Raw genomic sequence first — 25,039 nt, forward strand, 5'->3', positions numbered from 1 at the left:
ATGAAACCTACCATACTAATTATCTATCTTTTAGCATGTACTTTGTATGCGCAAAAACCTGCATTTAATCCAGAAAGCTCTTCTGGAGAATTATTTGAATACTCTGAATACACAAATACGGAGCGTGCTAAATTTGCTATTGAAGATGTATTACAAAATACTGATTTAAAGTTCCAAACTTTACAATCTGAAAATCACGACCTTGGTTTTACCACCAACAATTATTGGGTTAAATTTCGATTAGAAAACACTCTAAATACAGATAAAACTTATTATTTGGTCACTGCTAGACCAATAACAGACGTCGTTGATTTATATACTATTAAATCTGAAATTGAAATTTCTAAAAATGGAGATCAAGTTTCTTTTGATAAAAAAGATATTAATCACAGAGAAAATGTTTTCAAAATAAAACTAAAAGCTCAAAGTAAGCAACTCTTTTACATCAACCTATCTAGTGATGGAGAAACCCTAAACCTTCTACTTAATTTATATGATGAAGACTCTTTTATAAATAAAAATTACACCCAACAATTATTTTTAGGCTTGTTTTATGGTGTTTTATTATTAACGAGTTTAATCTATTTGTTTTTTTATACCAGTTTAAGCAATAAAACATTTTTGTATTATTGTTTGTATGCTTTTTCGATTGCTTTAATGCAAATGTCTTTAGACGGCTTTATACATCAATATATTTTACCTAATGGTGGTTATTTAAATAGTCGAGTTGTTTTAATTACGGCACTATTTTCGAATCTATTTTTACTCAAATATTGTGAATATTTTTTAAAAGTAAATTTAAACTTAAAACACTTTAAAATAGCTTATAATATTATTTACGGTGTTATATGTACTTTATTTTTAATGTTATTTATCAATTCTAAAACGTTAGAACTAGCATACCCCTTAAGTAATTTAAATGGGTTATTGAGTCTTATCTTAATTGTTACTACAGTTTTTAAAATGCGCTTTAAACGTATTTATGTCGATCCTTTCTTTTCTTTAGGTATTCTATTTTTGGTTATCGGTTTAACAGGTTTTGTAATGAATAATTTGGGTTTACTTCCAACAAATTTTTACACGCAAAACAGCTCTAAATTTGGAACAGGTATAGAAGTCATTCTACTTTCACTTTCGATGACCAAACTTATAAAAAAATTAAGATTAGATAATGAACATTCACAAGAACTAGCATTAAAAAAATCGGAAGAAATTAGTGAGATTAAGAGTTACTTTATGTCTAATATAAGTCATGAATTACGCACACCTATCAATGCCATAATGGGCATGGTAGATATTGAATTAGCAAGTGCAGACAACGATGTAGAAAGCAGAAAAAAATATCAAATAATTAAGAATGCATCCATAAGCTTATTAAGTAATGTGAATGATGTTTTAGATTTTGAAAAAATTGAAAAGAAAGAACTAAAATTAAGAGAAGAAGAGTTTAATCCTTCAATTGTATTAAACCAAATTAGTAATAATTGGAAAACAGAAGCGAATAAAAAAGGACTTAAATATGCCTTTGAAATGGATTCTGAAATCCCCACCAAAGTCATAGGTGACTCTGATAGATTTGTTCAAATTATAAATAATGTATTAGCCAATGCTGTTAAATTCACAAAAAATGGTCAAATAATTCTAAAACTAAAATGCTTACCACAACCTAATGATATATCTAGTTTCTGCTTTCAAATATCAGATTCTGGTGTCGGTATGAGTAAGATCAGTAAAGACAATGTATTTGTTAGTTTTAATCAAATGCAACTCAACCACAAAAGGCAATTTGGAGGTATGGGACTTGGCTTAACCATTGCTAAACATTTAATTGAACTCTATAATGGCTCCATTAAAATTGAAAGCAAAATTGATAAAGGAACAGATGTTTTTATTAAAATACCGCTTAAGAAATTAAAAAATGAAAGCGCACCGATTGATAATAAAAGTACTGTAATATTCGAAAAACCGTTACATATTTTAGTTGTTGAAGACAATAAACTAAATCAATTAGTGATGCGTAAACTACTAGGCAGCTTTACGAGTGTTAGTTTCTCTGTGGTAGAAAATGGCAGAGAAGCTTTAAAGGCACTAAAAAATGATGTCTATGACTTAATCTTAATGGATCTACAAATGCCTGTAATGGATGGCTACGAGGCCACTAGGTTTATTAGAAGTGGAGAACTAGGTTCTTCAATTGTAAACATTCCTATAATAGCCGTAACTGCCGATGCTATGGAAGAAACAAGACAACGTGTTTTAGATATCGGCATGAATGATTACATGACTAAACCTGTTAAAAGAGATTTACTTTTCGAAAAAATAAAATATTGTTTTGACAACAACTTAAGCGTCGCATAATTCTCCTCAATCTATTTTAGAAACTTACTTATAGTTTCAGAAACGTGATTTAGCTCTACCGAAAGAATATCTTTTTCCCATGGATGTTTTGTATTAAAGACATGGTCTGCATTTTCTACAATTTCTAATTGGTTGTTTTTACTCCATTCGTAAATATTGTAAGCTTCATCAATGTTTACAGAGGTATCTTTATCTCCATGAATTATTAAAACAGGAAGCTCTAAACTTTTAGTTGCAGATTCTATATGAAGCCTTTCTTTATTGGCTTCAAAATCTTCTAAAAACTGAACATAGTGTGGCATTTCTTGTTTTGTTCTACCGTTTTTTACATACTTAACACCTTTTTCTTTCCAATTTTCAATTTCTGTTTCAGAACCAAATCTATTTTCAAAATTACTTACGCTAGCTAAAGTTATAAGCTTGGTAATTCTAGAATCTTCTGATGCTTTTATTATTGCAATACCGCCACCACGACTGTGACCAATTAAACTTATTTCAGTTGTATTTATAGCTGAATTATTTTTGAAATGCTCTTGTGACCAATCAATCACATCGTTTAAATCTTCGAGTTCTTTAGTGTAATTATTATTTCCAAAGGCTTCCAAATCCGGGAAATCTATAGGGTCATTAACAGTACCTCCATTGTGTGAAAAATTGAATTTTATAAAACAAAATCCTTCATCTGCAATATGTTTTGCCATTAAATTCCAAGCGCCCCAATCTTTAAAACCTTTATAACCGTGACAGAAAATTACAATAGGCTGATTGATTTTTTCTTCAGAATAAAACGTATCAATAAGAATTGACTTTTTTCCTTCTCTTGTTAGAACTATGTTTTTATCTATTTTCATTTCGTTAAGTCTTTTTCAATAAAATTGAGCTCTGGGCTACAGATTTCAGTTATTAATTTTTTAAGTTCAACTTCAAAATCATCTAAAGTTTCATTAGTAATTAATTGATCTTTTTTTCTTGAGCCAGAAGATTCTTTTTTACCAAATTTTAAAAAGCCACCGTTTAAGTTTTTAAACGAAATAATCCCGGCTTCAATAGGCAATTCTACACGTTTATTTTGACGCATCATATAAGCATAACACAAAATCTGAAAAGACTTACTATACTTTGTGTAATCCGTCGTTAAATCTTCCCAATCTACAATCTCTACTTTATTCTGTTCTACCTTGCCCGATTTATAATCTACAACCCTAATAACACCATTAAACTGATCTACTCTATCTACTTTACCCTTTAATCGAATAGGAAAATCTAAGCCGTCTATTTCAATATTAATGGACTCATCAGATTCAATCGCAATTATTTTTATTTCATTACCCGCTTTTAAACTATCGCGCTCAAGGTTTAAAAAATTAGAAATATAACGTTGCGCAATTTCAAAAATGATTAAATTTTTTCCTTTTGTAAAATCGCCGTCTTTATATAAATCTTTAAAATGCTTTGTAACGGTGATTTTAATTTGTTCTTTAAAAGTTTTAAGGTGCTCTAAAGTTAACAATTCACCTTCTAATGGTTTGTAAAAATCTTCAAGTGAATTGTGAATTACAGAACCTAAAGTATTGGCCGCAATGTTTTCTTCAACATCATCAAATTCTTTAATTCCTAAAACTTTTTCAAAATAAAAGTCCATTGGATTTCTAATATAATTAGATAGTGATGAAGGTGAAAATCCTTTAGCCGAAAATACTTTTAACTGTTCAATAACAGCATCAGACTTTACAATCTCTTGTAATTTTTGTTCAATTATAGGTACTTCGGGAGCAATAACACTATTCACTATTTCGTGCTGACCTTCAATCTCTAATTGCGTTAAAAATCTACTCTTCTCTCCTCCTTTTAAAGCATCAATTTCTGTATTATATAAAATATAGACATTTTTTGCACGTTGTAAAAGTCTATAAAAGTGATAGGTATAAACGGCGTCCTTTTCTTTGAAGGTTGGTAGGCCCCTTTCAATTTTTACATCGAACGGAATAAACGAATTATTTGTTTTTCCGGAAGGTAAAATACCTTCATTTACTGAACTTATTATTACGGTATCAAAATCTAAAACTCGCGATTCTAACATTCCCATAATCTGAAGTCCTTCTAACGGTTCGCCTTTAAAATCTAAGGTTTCAGAACTTAGTAATTCTTTATAAATCGTTTGCAATGCCGACACCGAATTAAGGTATTTATAGGCTGTATTTAATTCTGAAAGTTGATTAAATAACGTATTAAAACGATAGAGGTATTCTAATTCTAAACTGTGATTTTTTTTATCTCCATCTAAATTTGTTTTCATTCTAGAAATAAGTGTAGAACAGTTTTTGAGCGCTATTAACGGCTTGTCTTGCCAAGATTGAAATAAGAATTCTATAAGATCTATATGCTCAGTCACAAGCTTCTTAAGATCGCTCAAGCCCATATAAACCAAATTATTTTTAGTAATGTGAGCAACTAAATTCACAGATACATTACCAGATTCGGTTTCAAACAACGGGTAAATAGAAGGGTGAGACAATACACTAACAACATCTTTGTAATAAAACTCTTTTGGGTTGTTTTTATGAAGCACAAATAACTGCTCAAAAACAGATGCTAAAGGCACAAACTGTAATGGTAACCCCATTGTTACATTAAGCTTACTTATGGTACTTGGTATTGAGTTTAATACAGGAAGCAATAAATGCTCTTCACCCAAAACAACTGCTATACTTGATAACTTAGTTTCTTTTTGCGTTAAATCTGTTAATAATTGACCGATATATTTAGCCTGGCCAACAAGTTTAGGAATACCAATCGCTTGAATATTTTTAGGTGTACTATAAGTTTCTGTAACCCAATTGAAAGGTTTTGTTTTAAAATAATCCCATTGCGCTCTATGTTGTCTTGTAAACCAACCAGCATCGTGCACATTATCATCAATAAAGGCTTTATCAATATCCCAGTAAATGTGAGCTAAATCATTTTTTAATAAACCTTGAATAATTTTAGACTCAGCAGAGTTTAAGGCATTAAATCCTAAAAACACATGGTTTTTACCACTACAACTCTTCATATAAGGCTCTAAATTATCTACAGCTTTTCTATAGATTAAACCTTGATAACCTTGCTTTGACGCTAAAAGGTTTTCTGTATATGCAGCATAGTGATTTTTAAGAGATTTCCAAAACTTTAAATAATTTGTAACCAAATCGGTACTATTACTTTCTAAAGACCAATGATCAAGCTCTTTTATAGCATTTAAATAATCGAATATATGATCTTGTGGAATAAGATAACGATCTATCTCATTAAAATCCTGTAATAAGATTTGTGCCCATTTTGAAAAAGATTCAAAAGGCTCTTGCTCTTCTTCCTTTGTTAAGGCTTTATAGGTTTCGTAGAATCGAAATAATAAATCGGTGTTAGGTAGATTTTGTAATCCGGATAACTCCTCTACAAACTCTTCGCTACTGATTATTTGGGGGGTGAAAATAGGTTGATCTAATAAAGAAGAAAGGTGATGCTTAAGAAACACACCAGCCCTTTTACTTGGAAGTACAAATGTTAACTCTTGAAAATTAACATTTTTATTTTGAAGATCAATGAGTACTGATTTTATAAAACTTATCATTCTATAAAAATAAAAAACGCCCCGGATTACGGAGCGTTTTTTTAATATATTTTAGATGTGATTAGTTTTTCAACTTCACCTCTACACGTCTGTTTTCTTTTTTACCAGCTCTTGTACTGTTACTTGCAATAGGAGTTGACTCACCAAAACCAGCTGCAGTTAATCTATCAGCACTAATACCATTAGCAATTAAGTAATCTCTTACTGCATTTGCACGTCTTTCAGATAAAGCTTGGTTACTTGATTTAGAACCATCACTATCAGTATGACCTTCTAATGAGAAAGAAGCTTTTGGGTATTCTTTAAAGATCGCTACCATTGACTGTAATACTTGGTTAGTTTGCTTTTGGAAAGTAGCTCTACCTGAGTTAAACAAGATAGATCTTGAATATTCATTTAAAGTATCCATTACTTCTTCAGTTGGTGCAATTTCAGGACAACCATTGTTTGCCACAGTACCAGCTTCGTTTGGACATTTATCATCTTTATCTAAAACACCATCACCGTCAGTATCAGGCCAAGGACATCCGTTATTTGCAGCAGGACCTGCAGTATCTGGACATTTATCATCAGCATCAGCAACACCGTCACTATCAGCATCTGGACAACCAGCTAAAGTTTTAAGACCAGCAACTTCTGGACACTTATCATCTTTATCAACTACACCGTCACCATCAGTATCAGGACAACCATTAAATTCTGGTAAACCTGCAGTGTAAGGACAATCATCTTTAGAATCTTGGATACCATCGTTATCAGAATCTGGACAACCGTTGAAGATCTCTAAACCAGCTTCTTCTGGACAAGCATCATCTTGATCGTAAATACCATCACCATCAGTATCAGTACCACCAAATTTAAATATAACACCAACTGAATGTTGGAAATGTGAAGGTAAATAATCTTCAAAAGAATGCTTATATGCAGATTGAATATCTACACCTAATTTTTCTGAGAACCAAAATTTAAAACCTAAAGTTCCGTTTAAAGTACCAGCTCCGATTTCATCAACCCAAGTGTAACCACCACCAACTCCTAAATAAGGCTCAATAGTTTTTGAGTTAAGAAGATCCATAAAGCTATAAGATACATTACCGTCTAAACCGTAATATGTTAAATCATCTACAGAGCTATCTCCAAATTTATCAATTGTGTTTATAGATCCTTTTGCTGTAACTGTAAAGCCATCACTAAGGTATCTAGATACAGAAAGTGTTGAGATAGAAGGAATAATGTTCCAGTGATCACCTACTTGAAAGTATTGATCAAAATAGTCTCCTTGTGGTGCTTCTTCTCCTACTGGATAAAAGTCAACTGCATTGGCTCCAAAAGCAACAGCCCATGGATTGTTCTTGTCTTGTGCATTTGATGTGCTAAAGCTCGCTATAAGCACTGCGACAAAAAATAATCTGCTAAGATTTTTCATATTTTAATTAATTTTAATTTTAAGTGTTAATTAATGCAAAAATAAGATGTTAAAATTTATTAACAAAGACAAAGATATAAAATTTATGCCATTAAACGCGATTTCAAAGCGTTTGAGCTAAGATTTTAATCATTCTAGATAACTTTTAATTCTTTGCCAACTTTTATGAATGCATTTATTGTTTTATCTAGTTGCTCTTTATCATGAGCAGCAGATAGTTGCACTCTAATTCTTGCTTTATCTCTAGGCACAACAGGGTAAAAGAAACCGATAACATAAACACCTTCTTCTAAAAGCATATTTGCCATATTTTGAGACAATTTAGCATCGTATAACATTACTGGAACAATTGCAGAATCTCCATCTACAATATCAAAACCAGCCTCTTTCATTCCTTTTTTAAAGTATTTAGCATTCCAATCTACTTTATCTCTAAGTGTCGTGTCATTTTTAAGCATATCAAACACCTTAATAGATGCACCAACAATTGCAGGTGCTAAAGAGTTTGAAAATAAATAAGGTCTAGAACGTTGACGAAGAAGTTCTACAATTTCTTTTTTTGCAGTCGTATAACCTCCCATAGCACCACCTAATGCCTTACCTAAAGTTCCTGTAATAATATCAATTCTACCAAGTACTCCTTTTTCTTCTAAAGTACCAATTCCTGTTTCACCTATAAAACCTGTTGCATGGCATTCGTCAATCATAACCATGGCATCGTACTTATCTGCTAAATCACAAATTTTATCTAAAGGCGCAACTAAACCATCCATAGAAAACACACCATCCGTTACTATAATTTTATAACGAGCTCCGTTTGCATTTGCTTCTATTAATTGTGTTTCTAAATCAGCCATATCACTATTTTGATAACGATATCTGGCCGCTTTACACAATCTTACTCCATCAATAATTGAGGCGTGATTTAGAGAATCTGATATAATAGCATCTTCCTTTGTTAATAAAGGCTCAAAAACACCACCATTGGCATCAAAAGCCGCTGCATATAATATGGTATCTTCTGTACCATAAAAATCAGCTATTTTTTGTTCTAGTTCTTTATGAATATCTTGAGTTCCACAAATAAAACGTACTGAAGACATCCCAAAACCATGTGTATCCATAGCGTCTTTTGCTGCTTGTATAACATCGGGATGAGAAGATAAACCTAAGTAATTATTAGCACAAAAGTTTAAAACTTTTTGTCCTGTATTTAAGGTTATTTCGGCACCTTGTGGTGAGGTAATAATACGCTCTTCCTTAAAAAGACCAGCTTCCTTTATAGATTCTATTTCTTGTTGTAAATGATTCTTTATATCTCCGTACATGTTTTAATTTTTTGTTTAACGCGATCAAAGATACTATGAAAATTTAGACTTCAATAACTTCAATAGTATCATTTAAATAAACCAATATTTTATGTGTTACTTTTAAATTCATCTCATTTAAAACCGACTCGTAATCATTAAGCTGTGCTGCATGAAAGGATTTTTGCTCTCCGGTTTTATAATCAATAATAGTCACTTCATTATTAGAATTAATATTTAAACGATCTGGTCTTAAAATCTTACCCGATAATGGAATAATATCGCGTTCGTTATAGATCTGAAAATCATTCTGAAAATATTTACTTAACTCAACATGTTCCATAACACTTAAGACTAACGTTCTTAATTCATCTGTGTTTTTAGTCGTAATATCTCCAGAAATCAATAACTCATTAAAGGCTGAATCAATATCTTCTATTGTTTTAATTTTTGATAAAATAAGGTGAACTAAATTACCACGTTCTATAGCAGCTTCTTGCTCGGTATCCCATAATAATCCCGATTTAGTAACAATATTTAAATTGTGAACTTCTTTAGGAACTGAAATCATTTTAAATTGCTCTACAGGAGTTTCAACCTCAACCACTTTTTGATTCGGAACCATAGTCCCAAAACTATAATTAAGCTGGCTGTCTGTCCATTTATTTTCTTTAATCAGGAAATTAACAAACATACCCGCATACGTATCCTTATTAACGACACCTTTTGCATTAATATCTTTCTTAGTGATAATATACAACTGCTCAACGGCTCTTGTTAAAACTACATACATTAGGTTAATACTATCTAATTCTAATTGCGCATTGTGTGTTTTGTAAATGAGCTCTCCGGTTTCACCATAATTCTCTACTTCTTTAGTGTAATTAAGTAGAAGCGTATTAAATCCATTATAGTCTTCAGCTTTTACAGGAAACCAAACTTTAGGTTCTATTTCTCTATAAATATTAAGATCTGCATAAGGGAATATTACTATCGGAAACTCTAAACCTTTAGATTTATGAATAGTCATAATCTGTACGGCATTCCTGTTTTCAGGTGTTACAACACTGAGCTTTTCTTCATTTGTTTCAAAATAATTGACAAAATCAGTAACATCAGAATTTCGTTTTTGAGTAAACTCTAACACAATATCTAAATAAAACTGAAGGTATGCATCTGATGCTTCATTTAGATTGAATGCTCTTATACAATGCTCTACAAGATCGTATAAAGGCAACTGAAGACATTGATTTTTATCTATATATATATTCAATTCGGCTAATCCCAATAACATCTCATCTAAATTATCTTTTAGATAATTAACAAAAAACTGATGTTTATCTTCAATTTGATCACGATCTGCTAAAAATGAAAGCACCTTAATTTTAAGACCATCATTATTGGGTTGAATTAATAATTTTAAAAACGAATTAATAAAATTAACCTTATCCGAGTTTTTTATAAGTAACGTTTCAGATGACGTAATATTAATGCCATTTTCGTTTAAATAATTAGCAATAGCAACACCTTCTTTTCTTTTACGGACCAAAACACAAATATCACGAAGTGGATACCCCTTTTCTTGACAGTTCTTTATCGTTTCTAAAACTTCTGCGGCATACATTTGGTGTATATCATCATCTTTTTCAGGATCTAAAAAATTAAGATTCACAAAACCTTCTGATGTATTATGTGTGTTTTGTTTTGCCTTTTTATACAGATCAGCATACGCAGCTTCACTAAAAGTATGTTCACTTAAAAACTCAAAAAATGTGTTATTAAATTCAATAACAGCCTTGGCACTTCTGTAATTGGTTTCTAAAGCTAAGACTTCCGCTTCGAGCTGAAACGGATTATCAATCTTATTATATAGTTTTATAAACTGTTCTGCTTCACCACCACGCCATCTGTAAATAGCCTGTTTGGCATCACCAACTAACATGGATGTTCCTTTAGCTCCAGAAAGTGCATTTTCTAACAACGGAACTAAATTTTCCCATTGCATATTAGACGTATCCTGAAACTCATCAATAAAATAATGTTTGAATTTTTCTCCTAAACGCTCATAAATAAAAGGTGTTGGCTGATTTTTAATTTCATTACTAATAATGGTATTAAATTCTGAAATCAACATTTTATTCTGATCCGCTTTTAATGCATCTAATTCATTCTTTATCGCATTTAAAACTGAAAGCGGTGTGATATTTCTATAAAACCCTTTTTTGAGTTTTACATTAAAAATAGATGCTTTTATATCTAAAAAAGCTTCGGCTAATTGAGGTTGAATACTATCTATAACAGATGCTATATCGTCTTTAACACGCTTAGGATACAAAACATTACCTTCAACCAAAGTATTCTGCCAAGCAGCATCAAATGTAACATTAAACTGTTTTGAGCTTATTTTTTTAAAATATTTAGGAAGATAACTTCCACTAAAATCATTGTATTGTAAACCACTCTCGTCAATTAAAGTTAAAGCTTTATCTGCTGTAGCAATTAAACTTTCTTCAAGTTGAATGACCTCTTTAGACAATTCTTGTTTTAAAGTCTTAAAATCATCAAGTGTTTTTTCTTTTAGCGTCTGTATTCCAAAAAGGTCATTCTCATTAACTAATAATTTTGAAATATTATTAAAGTCATAACTGATATCCCAACTCTTATCGTCATCAGCTTTTTCAATGGCAAAATCGACCAATATTTTAGTCAATCCTTTATCACTTCCTGCTTTTGCAATAAGACTATCTACTGCCTCATTTAAAAGTCGACCTTGATCTAGTTCAACTTCAAAATTCATAGGTAACTTTAAATCGTGCGCAAAAGTTCTAATAACACGATGTGTAAAACCATCAATGGTAGAAATATCGAACGCACCATAATTATGAATAATATGTTTTAGAACATTCTTTGATTTAGTTTGAAGGGCTTCGGGTTGAATTTTTAATTCCTCACAAATAGCCTGAAACATTGGGTTAGGTTGCGTTAAACTTTCTTCTTCAGAAAAAACTTTAAGCATCTCTACAATCCTTTCCTTCATCTCACCAACCGCTTTATTAGTAAAAGTGATTGCTAAAATAGACTTGAATTGATCATAACTATTAGACTGAATTAGTATTTTTAAATAGGCTTTAGCGAGTGTAAATGTCTTACCACTACCGGCAGAAGCGTTATATATTTTAAAGGCTGAATTTTGCAAAAGAGATAATTTTTATACCAAAATAGGGAATCTTAATAGTTTATTAAGAGAAAATTAAGGACAATATTGTAAATTTGACCATAAAGATTATTTATTAACCAATAAAAGAAAAACATTATGGCTTTCGAATTACCGAAATTAAAATATGCTTACGATGCTTTAGAACCAAATATTGATGCTCGCACAATGGAGATTCATCATACTAAACATCATCAAGGCTACACAAATAAATTAAACGCAGCAATTGAAGGAACTGATTTAGAAGGAAAAACTATAGAGAATATCCTTATTAATTTAGATACAGAAAACAAAGCGGTTAGAAACAATGGTGGTGGATTTTACAATCACTCATTATTTTGGGACGTAATGAATCCTGAAGGAAAAGGACGTTTATCTGGAGACTTAAAAGATGCTATTGAAGCAGAATTTGGTTCTTTTGAAGCGTTTAAAGATGCATTTTCTAGCGCAGCAGCAACACGTTTTGGTTCTGGTTGGGCCTGGTTATGTGTACATGAAGGTGGAAAAGTTGAAGTTTGCTCTACAGGAAACCAAGACAATCCATTAATGCCAGGAATTGGTTGTGAAGGAACTCCAATTTTAGGTTTAGATGTATGGGAACATGCTTACTACTTAAACTACCAAAACAGAAGACCAGATTATATTGAAGCTTTCTTTAATGTAATTAACTGGAATGAAGTTGAGCGTCGTTACGCTGAAGCAAAATAATTTGAGTTTAATTTATTTAGGCTTATATATAGAAAATCCGAACATTTAAATGTTCGGATTTTTTATTTGCTTTTTTTTAAATTATCAGCTTGAAATGATTTTCATGAAATATCATAAAACAGTTTCTATAACATATTTCTGATCTCTAAACACAACCTCATCACCAACACTCTTAGATAATAACAACTGTGCTATTGGTGTTACTGCAGAAATTGCATAATATGATGTATTGTCTATCTTAATTTCACCAGCGCTTATTGCTATAAAATAATTAGATTTCGTTGTTTGTACAACACTACCAAAAGCCACTTTATTGTGTTTTGAGTCTGTATTTATTTTATGAAGAATTTGTTTCTGATTTTCAATTTCAGATAATTGATTACCTGCTTTTTCACGCTCTAACTGCAGCATTGCTCTTCCTGTTTCGTGCTTATCACCTGCGCTACTTTTAGTTTCAGACTCTAATGAGTATTGAATGTCTGAAATTGCTTTATTCACCGTTAACAATCGGTTATCAATAAACCTTAAGCATTCCTTATAGAGTTCTTCTTTTATATTCATTCTTTTGGCTTTAGATTTAATGTTCCGTAAAATCGCATCTGTTTTACAATCCATTGTTTTCGTTTTTGAATATAAGCTGATGCCGGATTTGCTTTATAACTTCTAGGATTGGGTAACACTGCAACTATTGCAGCAGCTTCATAAGTACTTAAATTAGAAGCCGATTTACGAAACCAATGTTGTGCCGCAGCTTCTACGCCGTAAACACCTTTTCCCATTTCAATACTATTTAAATACACTTCTAAAATGCGCTCTTTACTCCAAATTATTTCAATTAAAAAAGTAAAATAAGCTTCTAAACCTTTACGCAACCAGCTCCGTTCTGGCCACAAAAACACATTCTTTGCCGTTTGCTGACTAATGGTACTTCCGCCTTTAATACGTTTTCCTTTTTTATTATATTCATATGCTTTTTCAATCGCTTCTAAATCAAAACCATTGTGGTTTACAAATTTCTGATCTTCACTACAAATCACAGCCAATTGCATGTTTTTTGAAATATCTTCTATCGGAACCCAGTCGTGATTCCAAAGATCAGTTTCTTCAGTATTTTCAAAATATCGAATAACCATAAGTGGTGTTACAGGGACGGGAACGTATTTAAATAATACGACCAAACCTATGGAAAACAACACACTCCATATAAATAGTTTCGCTATAAATCGAAAAAATATCTTCATCGTTTCATCAAATAAATCTCTAATTGTTTTTCAATACCATAAATTATTAACACAAAAAAAGCTCCTAAATATAGGAGCTTTTAAAGTTATAAATTAAGTTATTAATCTACTATAATTTTCTTAGTCACTTTTTTAGTTCCGTCAATTATAGTTAATAAATATACACCTGACTGTGCATTATTAAGCTTAATTGCCTCGTTAAAAGTACCAACATTATCAAAATTTTGAGAATAAATTGAACGTCCTCTAATATCGTAAACATTAATCGCTATAGCTTCACCTGATGTTGAGTTAAACTGAACATTAAATTCGCCATTATTTGGATTAGGAAAAATACTTAAAGCTTCTAACTCATTATCTTGTACAGATAAACTAGCTTCTTCACATATTTCAATAGACCAGCTATTAACAACACCCGTGTCTCCCGTGTAATAATCTACAAATGCAAGATTCCAATCTCCATTTATACTTTCACCATCAAATACACTTAATGGGCTATCTGGAGCATAAGTTCCGGTTGTAGGGCTTGCACATATAATATCTGGACTTCCATCTTGAAAAGTTAAATCTATATCACTAACACCAGTGTTACAATTTCTAGCCCAAATATTAGCAAAAGAACCACTTGGGGATTGCAACTGCATTACTAAATCACCAACATAAGAGTGTGTTACATCCACATTGATTTTTAAATTACCATTAATTATAGCATTATTATTAACCGTTACAGGAATAAATACTGGATCTCCTGCTTGGTCGGCACCTGCACCATCGGGTATTGCGATACTAATAGCTCCTGTAGAATATTCTGTACAATCTACCCCTATTTCAATGCTTTCAGTATTTAAATTGAAAAATATTCCATTAGCAGCTTCTACCATAATTCTGCAATTAACAGAAGAAACATTAGGAACTACAATATCATAAGAACCATTATTTGCTACATTAGAAGCCAAAATGGTATCAAAGTTTTCTCCATCTGTTGCTAGTAAAATATTAACACTAGCTTCATTTACACCATTTCCGGTTGTGCCAGCAACATCCCATGTTACTGTTTCCGTACTACCGACACTCCAGCTCTGACCAGATGTATTTTGAGACGTAACTATAAACGGACCCGCTGCAGCAACATTAGTAATAGTCATTTCATCAGAATCAGTCTGCCCTCCTCTAGCATCATTATCTCTAACGGTTAGCATAAAATCTATACTTCTGCTTACACTAGATAATTTTTCCCATGTTGTAGAAGTACCTCCATTTATTAATACCTCTGAAAGTTGTGGAACATATCTTACAGGGCTTTCAGTACCTTCAAAAGATCTAACTAAAGGTCCTGTAGTAATTGTTTCTGTTGGTAAGCCGGCTGATCCTAAATCGTATTGCTCCCAAGTGTAAGTTAAAGTTTCGGTACCATCTCCATCTGTAGAGTTACTTCCATCTAACTTATAAGGTGTTCCCTGAGGTATTGTATAGTTAATACCTGCATTGGCTACTGGCTCTGTATTACCTGTAGATGTTCTACTTACAGGACAAGAACCCGTACTTGTAACGTGTGACCAAATACGGTTTATACTAGCTTGATGAAAATAAGCATCACTACTACCTTGTATATTATCAGATCCACAAATACCTGCATAGGCCATGATTGTTGTTCCACTACCTGGTTCATAAGCATTTGCTGCTGATCTATTAGATCCAGAACAATTACCCACTGTTCCATTAAACGTATGTGGACCTCCAAATTGATGTCCTAGCTCATGTGCTACAAAATCTATATCATAAGTATCACCTACTGGCTGAGAAGATCCTGTTATACCACTAGCCTTACTGTTTGTATTACAAGTAACACCTAAACCAGCTAATCCGCCACCTCCTGTGCTAAATGTATGACCTACATCAAAATTAGCAGAACCAATTGTGCTTGTTATAACACTTTGACTTTGATTTATTAAAATATTTGGATTATCATTATTAAATTGGTCATTATCTCCATCAGTATATATTATATTTTCATTATTGGCAACTAAAGTCATTGTTATCGATAAATCTCTTTCGTAAATACCATTAACTCTTGTTAATGTTACGGCTATTGCAGCCATAGCATCTGCAACTGTACCACCATGAAATTGTGTATACTCACCAGTACAAGCAATTGCAATACGATAATTTCTTAACGTACCATCATTTGCATTTCTTTCTACAGGCTCTTCAAAAGTAGCTCTATTTGAAAGTGTATCATCATCTATAACACCACATTCAAATTCAAAATTTCTTGCTAATAAATCCTTCTTAGAATATACGGTATAAATATTTCCTTCTTTTGAAAAAGGATCAATAAATTGAGTTCCTCTCGCTGTTCCTAAAAACATTGCATGAAGTCCTTTTGAAGTTATACTAAACCTAACAATTTCTGTAGGGTTATCTATACCCTGGCCAGCATAACTTCTGGTGTTCGGATATTTTTCTTGAAGTTCTGGCTCCATAATAGAAGCTTCAAATACTTTAAATTCACTTAATACGCCTTCTGAATTTGGAAAAGAAATAATTGTATTTCCTATATTGTTTCTATCTCCAACATTTTCTAAAGTATGCTTTAAAGCTTCGAGATTCAGTTGAAAAAACTTTTCAGACTTGAGCTCTACTCTTCTTATAACTTGTTCTGTTTGTTCTGCCTTTTGCTCACTAATACTTGTCCATAATTTACTTGTATTTTGTGCCGTAGCAGATAATGAAAAAATCACAGTTAAGACAAATGTGATTTTAATAAAATAATTTTTTAACATATATTTTTCTTTTTTGATAGCGCATAAAGTTAAGCTATTTATTTTAAAAATAGTCAGAAGCCTAAAAAAGCCCCTGTTAATACAGGGGCTTATAACGCATAAAAGCAAAAAACCCAAACTTTTACGTTTGGGTTTTAATTTATTCTTCAATCTCTTTTTCTAATACAAAGTCTTCCATAAACTTCGTGGTATAATTACCAGCTAAATAATCTGGATGATCCATCAATTGCCTATGGAAAGGTATTGTTGTTTTAATACCTTCGATTACAAATTCATCTAAAGCACGTTTCATTTTATTAATAGCTTCTTCTCTAGTTTGAGCTGTTGTAATCAACTTTGCTATCATAGAATCGTAATTTGGAGGAATACTATAACCTGCATAAACATGCGTATCTAATCTTACTCCATGACCTCCCGGTGCGTGTAGCGTTGTGATTTTTCCTGGTGAAGGTCTAAAATCGTTAAATGGATCTTCAGCATTTATTCTACATTCTATTGAATGCAGATTTGGCGTATAGTTTTTACCAGAAATTGGAACTCCTGCTGCGACTAATATTTGTTCACGGATTAAATCGAAATCAATAACTTGTTCCGTTATTGGATGCTCTACCTGAATACGTGTATTCATCTCCATAAAATAGAAATTTCTATGTTTATCTACTAGAAATTCTACAGTACCAGCACCTTCATACTTAATGTACTCAGCGGCTTTTACAGCAGCTTTACCCATTTTAGTTCTCAATTTATCTGTCATAAACGGAGAAGGCACTTCTTCTGTTAATTTTTGGTGACGTCTTTGTATAGAACAATCACGTTCTGATAAATGACAAGCTTTTCCACGAGAATCACCTACAATTTGTATTTCGATATGGCGAGGCTCTTCTATAAGCTTCTCCATATACATATCATCATTTCCAAAAGCTGCTTTAGATTCAGATCTTGCTGATTCCCATGCATTCTGTAGATCTTCTGGTTTCCAAACGGCACGCATGCCTTTTCCACCACCACCGGCTGAAGCTTTAAGCATAACAGGATAACCTGTTTCTTTAGCTACTTTTATACATTCTTCAAAAGTTTCAATGACTCCTTCACTACCAGGTACACAAGGCACACCTGCAGCCTTCATTGTAGCTTTAGCATTGGCTTTATCACCCATACGGTTTATCATCTCTTCTGACGCACCAATGAATTTTACGCCATGCTCTTCACAAATTTTAGAAAATTTAGCATTCTCAGATAAAAAACCATATCCAGGATGTATAGCGTCTGCATTTGTAATTTCTGCAGCAGCAATAATGTTAGACATTTTAAGATAAGACTCACTACTTGAAGGTGGGCCAATACATACTGCTTCGTCTGCAAACTTAACGTGAAGACTCTCTGCATCTGCAGTAGAGTAAACCGCTACCGTTTTAATGCCCATTTCTTTACAGGTTCTAATAACTCTAAGAGCTATTTCACCTCTATTGGCAATTAATATTTTTTTAAACATAACTTTTTAATATTTAAAATCTCAAATTCCAAATTCCGATGTAATAGGAATTATGTTTTGGAATTTTAAATTTGGTTATGATGGATCAACTAAAAATAAGGGTTGATCAAATTCAACAGGTGTTGAATCGTCAACAAGTACTTTTACGATTTTTCCTGAAATTTCTGACTCAATCTCGTTGAACAATTTCATTGCTTCAATAACACAAAGTACATCTCCTTCTTTTATATCTGTACCCACTTCAACAAAGACAGGTTTGTCTGGAGATGGTTTACGATAAAATGTACCAATAATTGGTGATTTTATAGTAATATATTTTGAATCCTCAGTAGCCGGGGTTGCGGGAACAACTTCTGCCGCAGGTACAACTGATTGTTGTGGCATTTGTTGTTGAGGCATAGCTGATTGCATCGGGATTTGCTGAACAATTGTAGTCTCATTCTCAGAACCTGTTCTGATCGTAATTTTAATATCGTCCATTTCTAACTTAACTTCACTTGCACCAGATTTAGCCACAAATTTTATTAAGTTTTGAATTTCTTTTATATCCATAATATAAGATATTTTGTTAGTTAGTTTTTTTTTAGGAGTTATAGGCCCATTTAAAATAAATTGAACCCCAAGTAAATCCACCACCAAAGGCAGCAAATATTATTTTATCACCTTTTTTAAGTTTTGATTCGAAATCAAATAATAATAAAGGTAGTGTTGCAGAAGTTGTATTACCATACTTCTCTATATTCATTAAGACTTTATCTTCTTCTAAATTGATTCTATTAGCTGTAGCATCAATAATACGCTTATTAGCTTGGTGTGCTGCTAGCCATGAAATATCATCATTGGTAAGATCATTTCTCTTCATAATCTTTTCGGCCACATCTGCCATGTTAAAAACCGCATTTTTAAATACCGTTTTCCCATCTTGGAATACATAGTGTTTACCTTCGTCGAAAGTTTCTTTAGTAATAGGGTAAGAAGAACCACCATAGGTAGCTTGTAGAAAATCTCTTCCTTCACCATTACTTCTTAACAATTCATCTTGTAAACCTAAACCTTCTTCATTGGGTTCAAAAAGCACAGCACCTGCTCCATCTCCAAAAATAATACATGTAGCTCTGTCTTTATAATCTATAAATGAAGAATTTTTATCTGCGCCTATTAAAAGAATTTTTTTGTATCGACCGGATTCGATGTAGGCTGTTGCAGTAGACATCCCGAATAAGAAACTAGAACACGCTGCTTCTAAATCGAAAGAGAATGCATTTACAGCTCCAATTTCTGTCGCTGTATACGCAGCTGTTGAAGCTGCTTTCATATCTGGTGATGCAGTACAAACAATCACCAAATCAATTTCTTTTGGGTCTAAGCCTTTTTTCTGAATAAGATTTTCAGCTGCTTTTATAGCGAGGTACGATGTACCTTTACCTTCTTCTTTAAGAATTCGTCGCTCCTTAATACCTGTTCTAGAAGTGATCCATTCATCATTTGTCTCAACCATTGTTTCAAGAATCTTGTTAGTTAAAACAAAATCAGGTACATAGCCTCCGACAGCTGTAATTGCCGCTGTGATTTTACTCATTATTAGCTTTTAGATTAATTAAAAATATGAAAAATTGATATACTATATTCAATTCTCCTTGATTTTAGCAAAAAATAGAAACGCAAAGTAAGTGGTTTTTGCGGTATTGAAAAAATAATAACAAAAAAAACGCTCACAAAGGAGCGTTTTCTTGTATGCATGCATAGTACTTATGCTACATTTTCTTCTTCAACAGAGTTGTCAATTAAGACTTGACCTCTGTAGTATAATTTACCATCATGCCAATGAGCTCTATGGTATAAATGTGGCTCACCAGTTGTAGGGCAAGTTGCTATTTGAGGTACAGAAGCTTTATAATGTGTTCTTCTTTTATCTCTTCTTGTTTTCGAAATTTTACGCTTTGGATGTGCCATTTTAAATGTTATTTATCCGTTAATAGTTTTTTTAAATTATCCCAACGAGGATCATTATCCTCTGGTGATTTTGTTTTTTGATCCTCACTTGGACTCAATTCTTCTAGTTTTGAAAGTATATCGGACTGTAATGTACCGTCTTCTATACCTGGATGAACTCTTTTTATAGGAACTGCTAAAATAATTAACTCATATATATATTGAGCTATATTAATTTCATACTCGCCATGCGCTACAATTAAGATATCTTCATTCTCGTCATTGTACTCATCACCAAACTTTACTACCAATTTAAAATTGTCGTCAATAGCTTGGTCATATGGCTCATTCGTTATATCACAATTAACATTTACAGACCCTTTCGCTGAAAAAAACAACTCAAAAAAGGTTGATTTTTTATCGAATTTCAGGTCAATTTTCACGTCAACTGCGTTAAATTCATCGTATTCAAAATGTTCAAAGAACGCGTTACCAATTTGATAATCAAAATGATGCTCTCCTATTTTTAATCCTACAAAAGGGATAGTATAAGATTTTAATGCCTTCATTATCACATTCATTTTGAGCGTGCAAATATATAAATTTTTATTTACTTCAAGCCTAGATATCAACAAATTTTGTTTATAACTATCTAGACAACCTTTTTAACGGGTTTTTACTATAAATATTGTACTCTTCTCTTTTTCTAAAGATCTCTATTGCAGTTACAATAGCTTGTTTCATAGAGCTTTCATCAGCAATACCTTTTCCTGCTATTTCATAAGCCGTACCGTGATCAGGTGACGTTCTAACTTTATCTAAACCTGCTGTATAGTTAACACCTTTACCAAAAGCTATCGTTTTAAAAGGTATTAAACCCTGATCGTGATAGGATGCTATAATCGCATCAAAATTACGGTAAGTATTGGACCCAAAAAAACTATCGGCAGAATAAGGACCGTAAACAAGACTGCCATCTTTCTTAATTTTTTCTAAAGCTGGTTTTAAAACAACATCATCTTCATTACCAATAACCCCATTATCTCCCGCATGAGGATTAATGGCTAACACAGCAATCTTTGGTTTTCTAATTCCAAAATCTTGTTTTAAGGATTTTGTTACGGTTGCAATTTTTTCCTTTATAAGATCTTCTGTTATGGTTTCACTCGCGTCTTTTAGGGGAACATGATCGGTTAAAAGTCCGACTCTTAATTCATCTGAAACCATAAACATTAAACTTTTTCCATTTAAAGCTTTTGCTAAATAGTCTGTATGACCAGGAAAATTAAAGGTTTCTGATTGAATATTATGTTTATTAATCGGTGCCGTTACCAATACATCTATTGTTCCTTCCTTTAAAGCATTGGTTGCTGCCTCTAGAGATTTTATAGCATATTCACCTATTTTTTTATCTTCTGTTCCAAATTCAATTTTCACAGGCTCCTTCCAAACATTGACCACATTCACTTTACCGTGAACGGCTTTTTCTGGCGATTCTATACCATAAAAATTAATTTTACTATTAAAATGATTTTTAAAAAACTGCATAGTTTTAGCTGAAGCGAAAATAACAGGAGTATTTAATTCTAAAGACCTTGGATCTTCGTATGTCTTAATGACTATTTCTGCACCAATACCATTGAGATCACCAATTGAAATCCCTACAATTATCTTTTCGTCTTTTTTCATTTTTTGTATTTAACTTTGTAATTGCAAATTTAACTAAATAAAGCACAAATTATGTTCACAGGTATTATAGAAGATCTAGGAAAAATTGAGAAATTAAAAAAAGAAGGTGGTAATCTTCATATTACGGTTCATAGTTCTATAACAAATGAATTAAAAATTGACCAAAGCGTTGCTCATAACGGCGTATGCTTAACTGTTGTAAATATAGCCGGAGATACTTACACTGTAACTGCTATCCAAGAAACTTTAGATAAAACTAACTTAGGGCTACTAAAGGAAAATGATACTGTAAATATAGAACGCGCTATGAAACTAGGCGACCGACTTGACGGACATATTGTACAAGGCCACGTAGATCAAACGGCTAAATGTATTAGTATATTAGAAAAAGAAGGAAGTTGGTTTTTTACTTTTGATTATGATAAAAACCTAAATAACATAACTATAGAAAAAGGTTCTATTACTGTAAATGGGGTAAGCTTAACTGTTGTTAATTCTAAACTTAATAGTTTCTCTGTAGCTATTATACCTTATACTTATAACCACACTACATTTAAACACATAAAAGACGGAGATACTATAAATTTAGAATTTGATGTTATTGGAAAATATGTAGCACGATTAAACGACTTACGTAATTAAACTGTTCGCTTAGATAATTTATAAGATTTATAAATACCATAAGTTAACGCTAGTACAAATAGAACTATGATACCACCATCTATAGGCATACCCGGAGGCCCAGGTGCTTCTAACGTCTGAGGCTGAGGCAAATTATCCACTTGAGCTAAAGCAACAAAACCCGTTAAAAAAACCAAGATTAAGGCAAATATATTTTTCTTTTGCATTCTATTTAAATATGGCGTAAAAGTATAAAAAAAATCGAACTAACAAAATCAAATTAATCAAAAACATCTATAAAAAGCATATTTCACCGTTAAAACGTAAAAATATGGGTTATAATAGAGAAAACACCTAATTTTCAACCTATCATTTAACGCAAATATAATATTGAAGCTATTTAAAACAATATAACAAAACGCTCAAAACCTAAAAAACGCATCTAATTTCTATGCTTTTATAAAAATAAATACGCAAAACTGCATTTGTTGTAATTCCTAATGAATATCTAGAAAACTTCTGCGCATTACCAGCTAAATTAATTCTATAATAGTTATTTATATTGGATAAATTCCAAGTATATACACCAATTCCGGAACGAAACCTTTTTATTAATTTACACCAAAATATAAAACTATCCTATACTTTTAAATCTTGGTAAATAGATTTTATAACGTCTTCACCATATTTTCGTTCTAAGCGTCTCACCCTAAAATGAGCCGTTGCCATTCTCTGAAAATGATCTACAAAAACATAATTTAATCCACCTCCTCCAATTGCACCAACAACAGGAACAGCTTGTGCTAAAAACTTCTCACTAATTAAAAGACTTAATCTAGTGGCTATTTTAGATAAGAAATTACCAACCACATTAGAACCTAAAACACCAACACCTTTAACCAAATTATCTAAGCTCATTTTTATACTTGCTGTCGATACATTTTTTAAAGCCGAATTTAATGCCATACGTGTGGTATAATAACTAGTTTCCATTCCATCATCATCTTTAGCATCTCCTCCAAGAGCAAAAACTTGCAAACATGCCATTTGCCCTTCAAGCGTGTAAATATCTTCACCCTCACTACGCGCTATATCCATAATAGTTCGCATTAAAAATTTTGTAGTCAGCGTCACTTCCGATGCAAAAATAGCTGTACCTAAACCTGTAGAAGATCCAAAGAAGCCACTTAGTGCCCCTGTACTTGTTACAATACTTTTGTACGTATTTATTGAAGGCTTCTTAAACGTTTGATTCTTTTTTATCGTTAATAAATTAGCCTTAACAACTTTCAGTAATACCTTTTCTGTAATTTTCTGCACCTTAACTAATGCCTTTTCTGGCACATAGTTAATTCCAGTTTCAACCGTATTACCAATTTTATTAACGTTGCGTATAGCCCAACCTAAATTCTGCATGCTAGACTTTGCTTGCAATAAGATTTCTTTATCTTCTGTTGTAATGGAGTTTGTTGTGAGGCTCAAAAGTTATTATTTATAAGATTTGTCGATAAATCTGAATAATTGTTACAAAATCTAAACACACTAAAATCAAAAGACCTCAACGGCATTATTATTTTCAGATACAAATTCATCCCTTCCATTATATTTTACATTTTCTTTCATAAGAATATCTATAGGTAGGTAAGTTTTATGCTCAGGAGTTTTATTCTGTATTAAAAAATCTGCCAAAAGCCTGACAGATTTATAGCCTTGATCAAATGGCTTTTGAGATATTAAGAAAGCAACCGAATCGTTAATTAAGCATTCTGTATTTTGTGGTGTATTATCAAAACCTATGAGTTGTAAGTTTTTTAAATGATGTTCCTCCAAACAATTAACCACCATATAAATTCTACTAGACGGCACAAAAACCCCTTTAATTTCAGGGTGATTTTTTAAGAAAGAATTGATTACTTCTTGATTTTCAAGAGTATCATTTAAATTTTCAAGTTTTAAGCCTCTAGGGTTAGATTTAATTTCATTTTTAAAAAAATAATCTTTAAAACCCTCAATCCTATCTGATATAGAATTGTTTTTAGTGATATTCTGAAGCGTTTGAATAATTAAAAATTCAGAAGATTCTGGATTATTTAAATGCATCAATTTTCCTGCTACATAACCTGCAGTATAAGAATCTTGCCCAACATAAGCAATGTTATTAAATCCTTTGATATCAATATTTAGAAATAAATAAGGAATATTTAAAGCCTCTAGTTCTTTAATAATTTGTTTGGTTTCATCAGAAAAATTAGGAACCATAATAACTTCCGTTGGTTTTGTTTCTAATAAATCTTCAAAAGCATTTAAATATGAAACCGGATCAGATTGATTAAATCTAAAGACACTAACGTAAACTCCGAAATTTTTAACATCCTCAGCTGCTTTTAACACTCCTAAATATGGTGATTTCCAAAATAAATCAGAATCATTATACTCAGGAATTAATACGGAAATTTGATGCTTTTTTTTCATTGCTAGTGCACTTGCAACGGGGTTGACTTTAAAACTATGACGTTCAAGAATTTTTCGAACTTTAGCTTCTGTCTTTTTAGAAACTCCACTTCTACTATGTATAACGCGATCTACAGTTCCTTCCGAAACATTCGCCTCTTTCGCTATATCCTTTATTGTTATCATATTAAAAATTAATAAACCTCA

20 protein-coding genes are annotated in these 25,039 nt (G+C 32.0%); 3 read left to right on the plus strand and 17 right to left on the minus strand.

From position 1 onward, the window contains the following. A complete protein-coding gene (locus H0I32_RS07840) occupies positions 1-2,358 on the plus strand; it encodes a hybrid sensor histidine kinase/response regulator (RefSeq protein ID WP_179314206.1) in 2,358 nt (785 codons plus the stop codon). A gap of 11 nt (positions 2,359-2,369) precedes the next feature. On the opposite strand, the gene H0I32_RS07845 is transcribed toward H0I32_RS07840, so the two are convergent. The 5 genes from H0I32_RS07845 to H0I32_RS07865 all read right to left on the minus strand — a co-directional run bounded on the left by H0I32_RS07845 (position 2,370) and on the right by H0I32_RS07865 (position 11,897). Then, positions 2,370-3,209 carry an alpha/beta hydrolase family protein gene (locus tag H0I32_RS07845; RefSeq protein WP_179314205.1) on the minus strand — a complete coding sequence of 280 codons (840 nt, stop codon included), beginning with the start codon at positions 3,207-3,209 and terminating at the stop codon, positions 2,370-2,372. Further along, entirely contained in the window at positions 3,206-5,968 is a 2,763-nt protein-coding gene (locus H0I32_RS07850; protein WP_179314204.1) for a PD-(D/E)XK nuclease family protein, read from the minus strand. Before H0I32_RS07850 ends, H0I32_RS07845 begins: the two co-directional genes overlap by 4 nt. 61 nt (positions 5,969-6,029) lie before the next feature. Continuing rightward, a complete protein-coding gene (locus H0I32_RS07855; RefSeq protein WP_179314203.1) occupies positions 6,030-7,394 on the minus strand; it encodes an OmpA family protein in 1,365 nt (454 codons plus the stop codon). Between the two features lie 134 nt (positions 7,395-7,528). Further along, positions 7,529-8,722: a glycine C-acetyltransferase gene (kbl, locus tag H0I32_RS07860; RefSeq protein ID WP_173587535.1), complete on the minus strand. Its 1,194-nt coding sequence runs from the start codon at positions 8,720-8,722 to the stop codon at positions 7,529-7,531. Positions 8,723-8,765: 43 nt separating this feature from the next. After that, the gene (locus H0I32_RS07865) at positions 8,766-11,897 is read right to left on the minus strand and encodes a UvrD-helicase domain-containing protein (RefSeq protein ID WP_179314202.1); all 3,132 of its coding nucleotides are present in this window, start codon (positions 11,895-11,897) and stop codon (positions 8,766-8,768) included. A gap of 117 nt (positions 11,898-12,014) precedes the next feature. Between H0I32_RS07865 and H0I32_RS07870 the strand changes: the two genes are divergently transcribed. Then, positions 12,015-12,623 (plus strand): superoxide dismutase, encoded by a 609-nt coding sequence (locus H0I32_RS07870; RefSeq protein WP_217363247.1) that lies wholly within the window; start codon positions 12,015-12,017, stop codon positions 12,621-12,623. A gap of 111 nt (positions 12,624-12,734) precedes the next feature. Here the strand turns inward: H0I32_RS07870 and H0I32_RS07875 are convergent, their stop codons facing one another. The 9 genes from H0I32_RS07875 to pdxA all read right to left on the minus strand — a co-directional run bounded on the left by H0I32_RS07875 (position 12,735) and on the right by pdxA (position 21,760). Beyond that, complete coding sequence (locus tag H0I32_RS07875; protein ID WP_173587537.1) at positions 12,735-13,184, minus strand: 3-oxoacyl-ACP synthase; 450 nt, start codon at positions 13,182-13,184, stop codon at positions 12,735-12,737. Then, on the minus strand, positions 13,181-13,864 hold the full coding sequence (gene mtgA, locus H0I32_RS07880) for a monofunctional biosynthetic peptidoglycan transglycosylase (protein ID WP_179314201.1): 684 nt from the start codon (positions 13,862-13,864) through the stop codon (positions 13,181-13,183). The genes H0I32_RS07875 and mtgA overlap by 4 nt, the downstream gene beginning before the upstream one ends. Positions 13,865-13,965: 101 nt before the next feature. Beyond that, entirely contained in the window at positions 13,966-16,647 is a 2,682-nt protein-coding gene (locus H0I32_RS07885) for a reprolysin-like metallopeptidase (protein ID WP_179314200.1), read from the minus strand. Positions 16,648-16,786: 139 nt separating this feature from the next. After that, positions 16,787-18,139, minus strand: a complete 1,353-nt coding sequence (accC, locus tag H0I32_RS07890) for an acetyl-CoA carboxylase biotin carboxylase subunit (protein ID WP_179314199.1) — start codon at positions 18,137-18,139, stop codon at positions 16,787-16,789. A 75-nt stretch (positions 18,140-18,214) separates the two neighbouring features. After that, a complete protein-coding gene (gene accB, locus H0I32_RS07895) occupies positions 18,215-18,691 on the minus strand; it encodes an acetyl-CoA carboxylase biotin carboxyl carrier protein (protein ID WP_173587541.1) in 477 nt (158 codons plus the stop codon). A gap of 31 nt (positions 18,692-18,722) precedes the next feature. Next, entirely contained in the window at positions 18,723-19,718 is a 996-nt protein-coding gene (locus H0I32_RS07900) for a beta-ketoacyl-ACP synthase III (protein WP_173587542.1), read from the minus strand. Between the two features lie 170 nt (positions 19,719-19,888). Further along, positions 19,889-20,092 (minus strand): 50S ribosomal protein L32, encoded by a 204-nt coding sequence (gene rpmF / locus H0I32_RS07905; RefSeq protein WP_114308164.1) that lies wholly within the window; start codon positions 20,090-20,092, stop codon positions 19,889-19,891. A gap of 8 nt (positions 20,093-20,100) precedes the next feature. Further along, positions 20,101-20,640: a YceD family protein gene (locus H0I32_RS07910; protein WP_173587543.1), complete on the minus strand. Its 540-nt coding sequence runs from the start codon at positions 20,638-20,640 to the stop codon at positions 20,101-20,103. A 79-nt stretch (positions 20,641-20,719) separates the two neighbouring features. After that, positions 20,720-21,760 (minus strand): 4-hydroxythreonine-4-phosphate dehydrogenase PdxA, encoded by a 1,041-nt coding sequence (gene pdxA, locus H0I32_RS07915; protein ID WP_179314198.1) that lies wholly within the window; start codon positions 21,758-21,760, stop codon positions 20,720-20,722. 51 nt (positions 21,761-21,811) lie between these two features. On the opposite strand from pdxA, the gene H0I32_RS07920 reads away from it, so the two are divergent. Continuing rightward, positions 21,812-22,402, plus strand: a complete 591-nt coding sequence (locus H0I32_RS07920) for a riboflavin synthase (protein ID WP_179314197.1) — start codon at positions 21,812-21,814, stop codon at positions 22,400-22,402. Here H0I32_RS07920 and H0I32_RS07925 read toward each other — a convergent pair. The 3 genes from H0I32_RS07925 to H0I32_RS07935 all read right to left on the minus strand — a co-directional run bounded on the left by H0I32_RS07925 (position 22,399) and on the right by H0I32_RS07935 (position 25,018). Then, positions 22,399-22,608: a PID-CTERM protein-sorting domain-containing protein gene (locus tag H0I32_RS07925; protein WP_217363248.1), complete on the minus strand. Its 210-nt coding sequence runs from the start codon at positions 22,606-22,608 to the stop codon at positions 22,399-22,401. The two genes, H0I32_RS07920 and H0I32_RS07925, sit on opposite strands and share 4 nt — an antisense overlap. A 412-nt stretch (positions 22,609-23,020) precedes the next feature. Beyond that, positions 23,021-23,863 (minus strand): EcsC family protein, encoded by an 843-nt coding sequence (locus H0I32_RS07930; RefSeq protein ID WP_173587546.1) that lies wholly within the window; start codon positions 23,861-23,863, stop codon positions 23,021-23,023. Between the two features lie 66 nt (positions 23,864-23,929). Further along, entirely contained in the window at positions 23,930-25,018 is a 1,089-nt protein-coding gene (locus tag H0I32_RS07935; RefSeq protein WP_179314196.1) for a substrate-binding domain-containing protein, read from the minus strand. Between the last annotated feature and the right edge of the window lie 21 nt (positions 25,019-25,039).

This window comes from Winogradskyella sp. HaHa_3_26, from assembly GCF_019278425.1.
Lineage (GTDB): Bacteria > Bacteroidota > Bacteroidia > Flavobacteriales > Flavobacteriaceae > Winogradskyella > Winogradskyella undariae.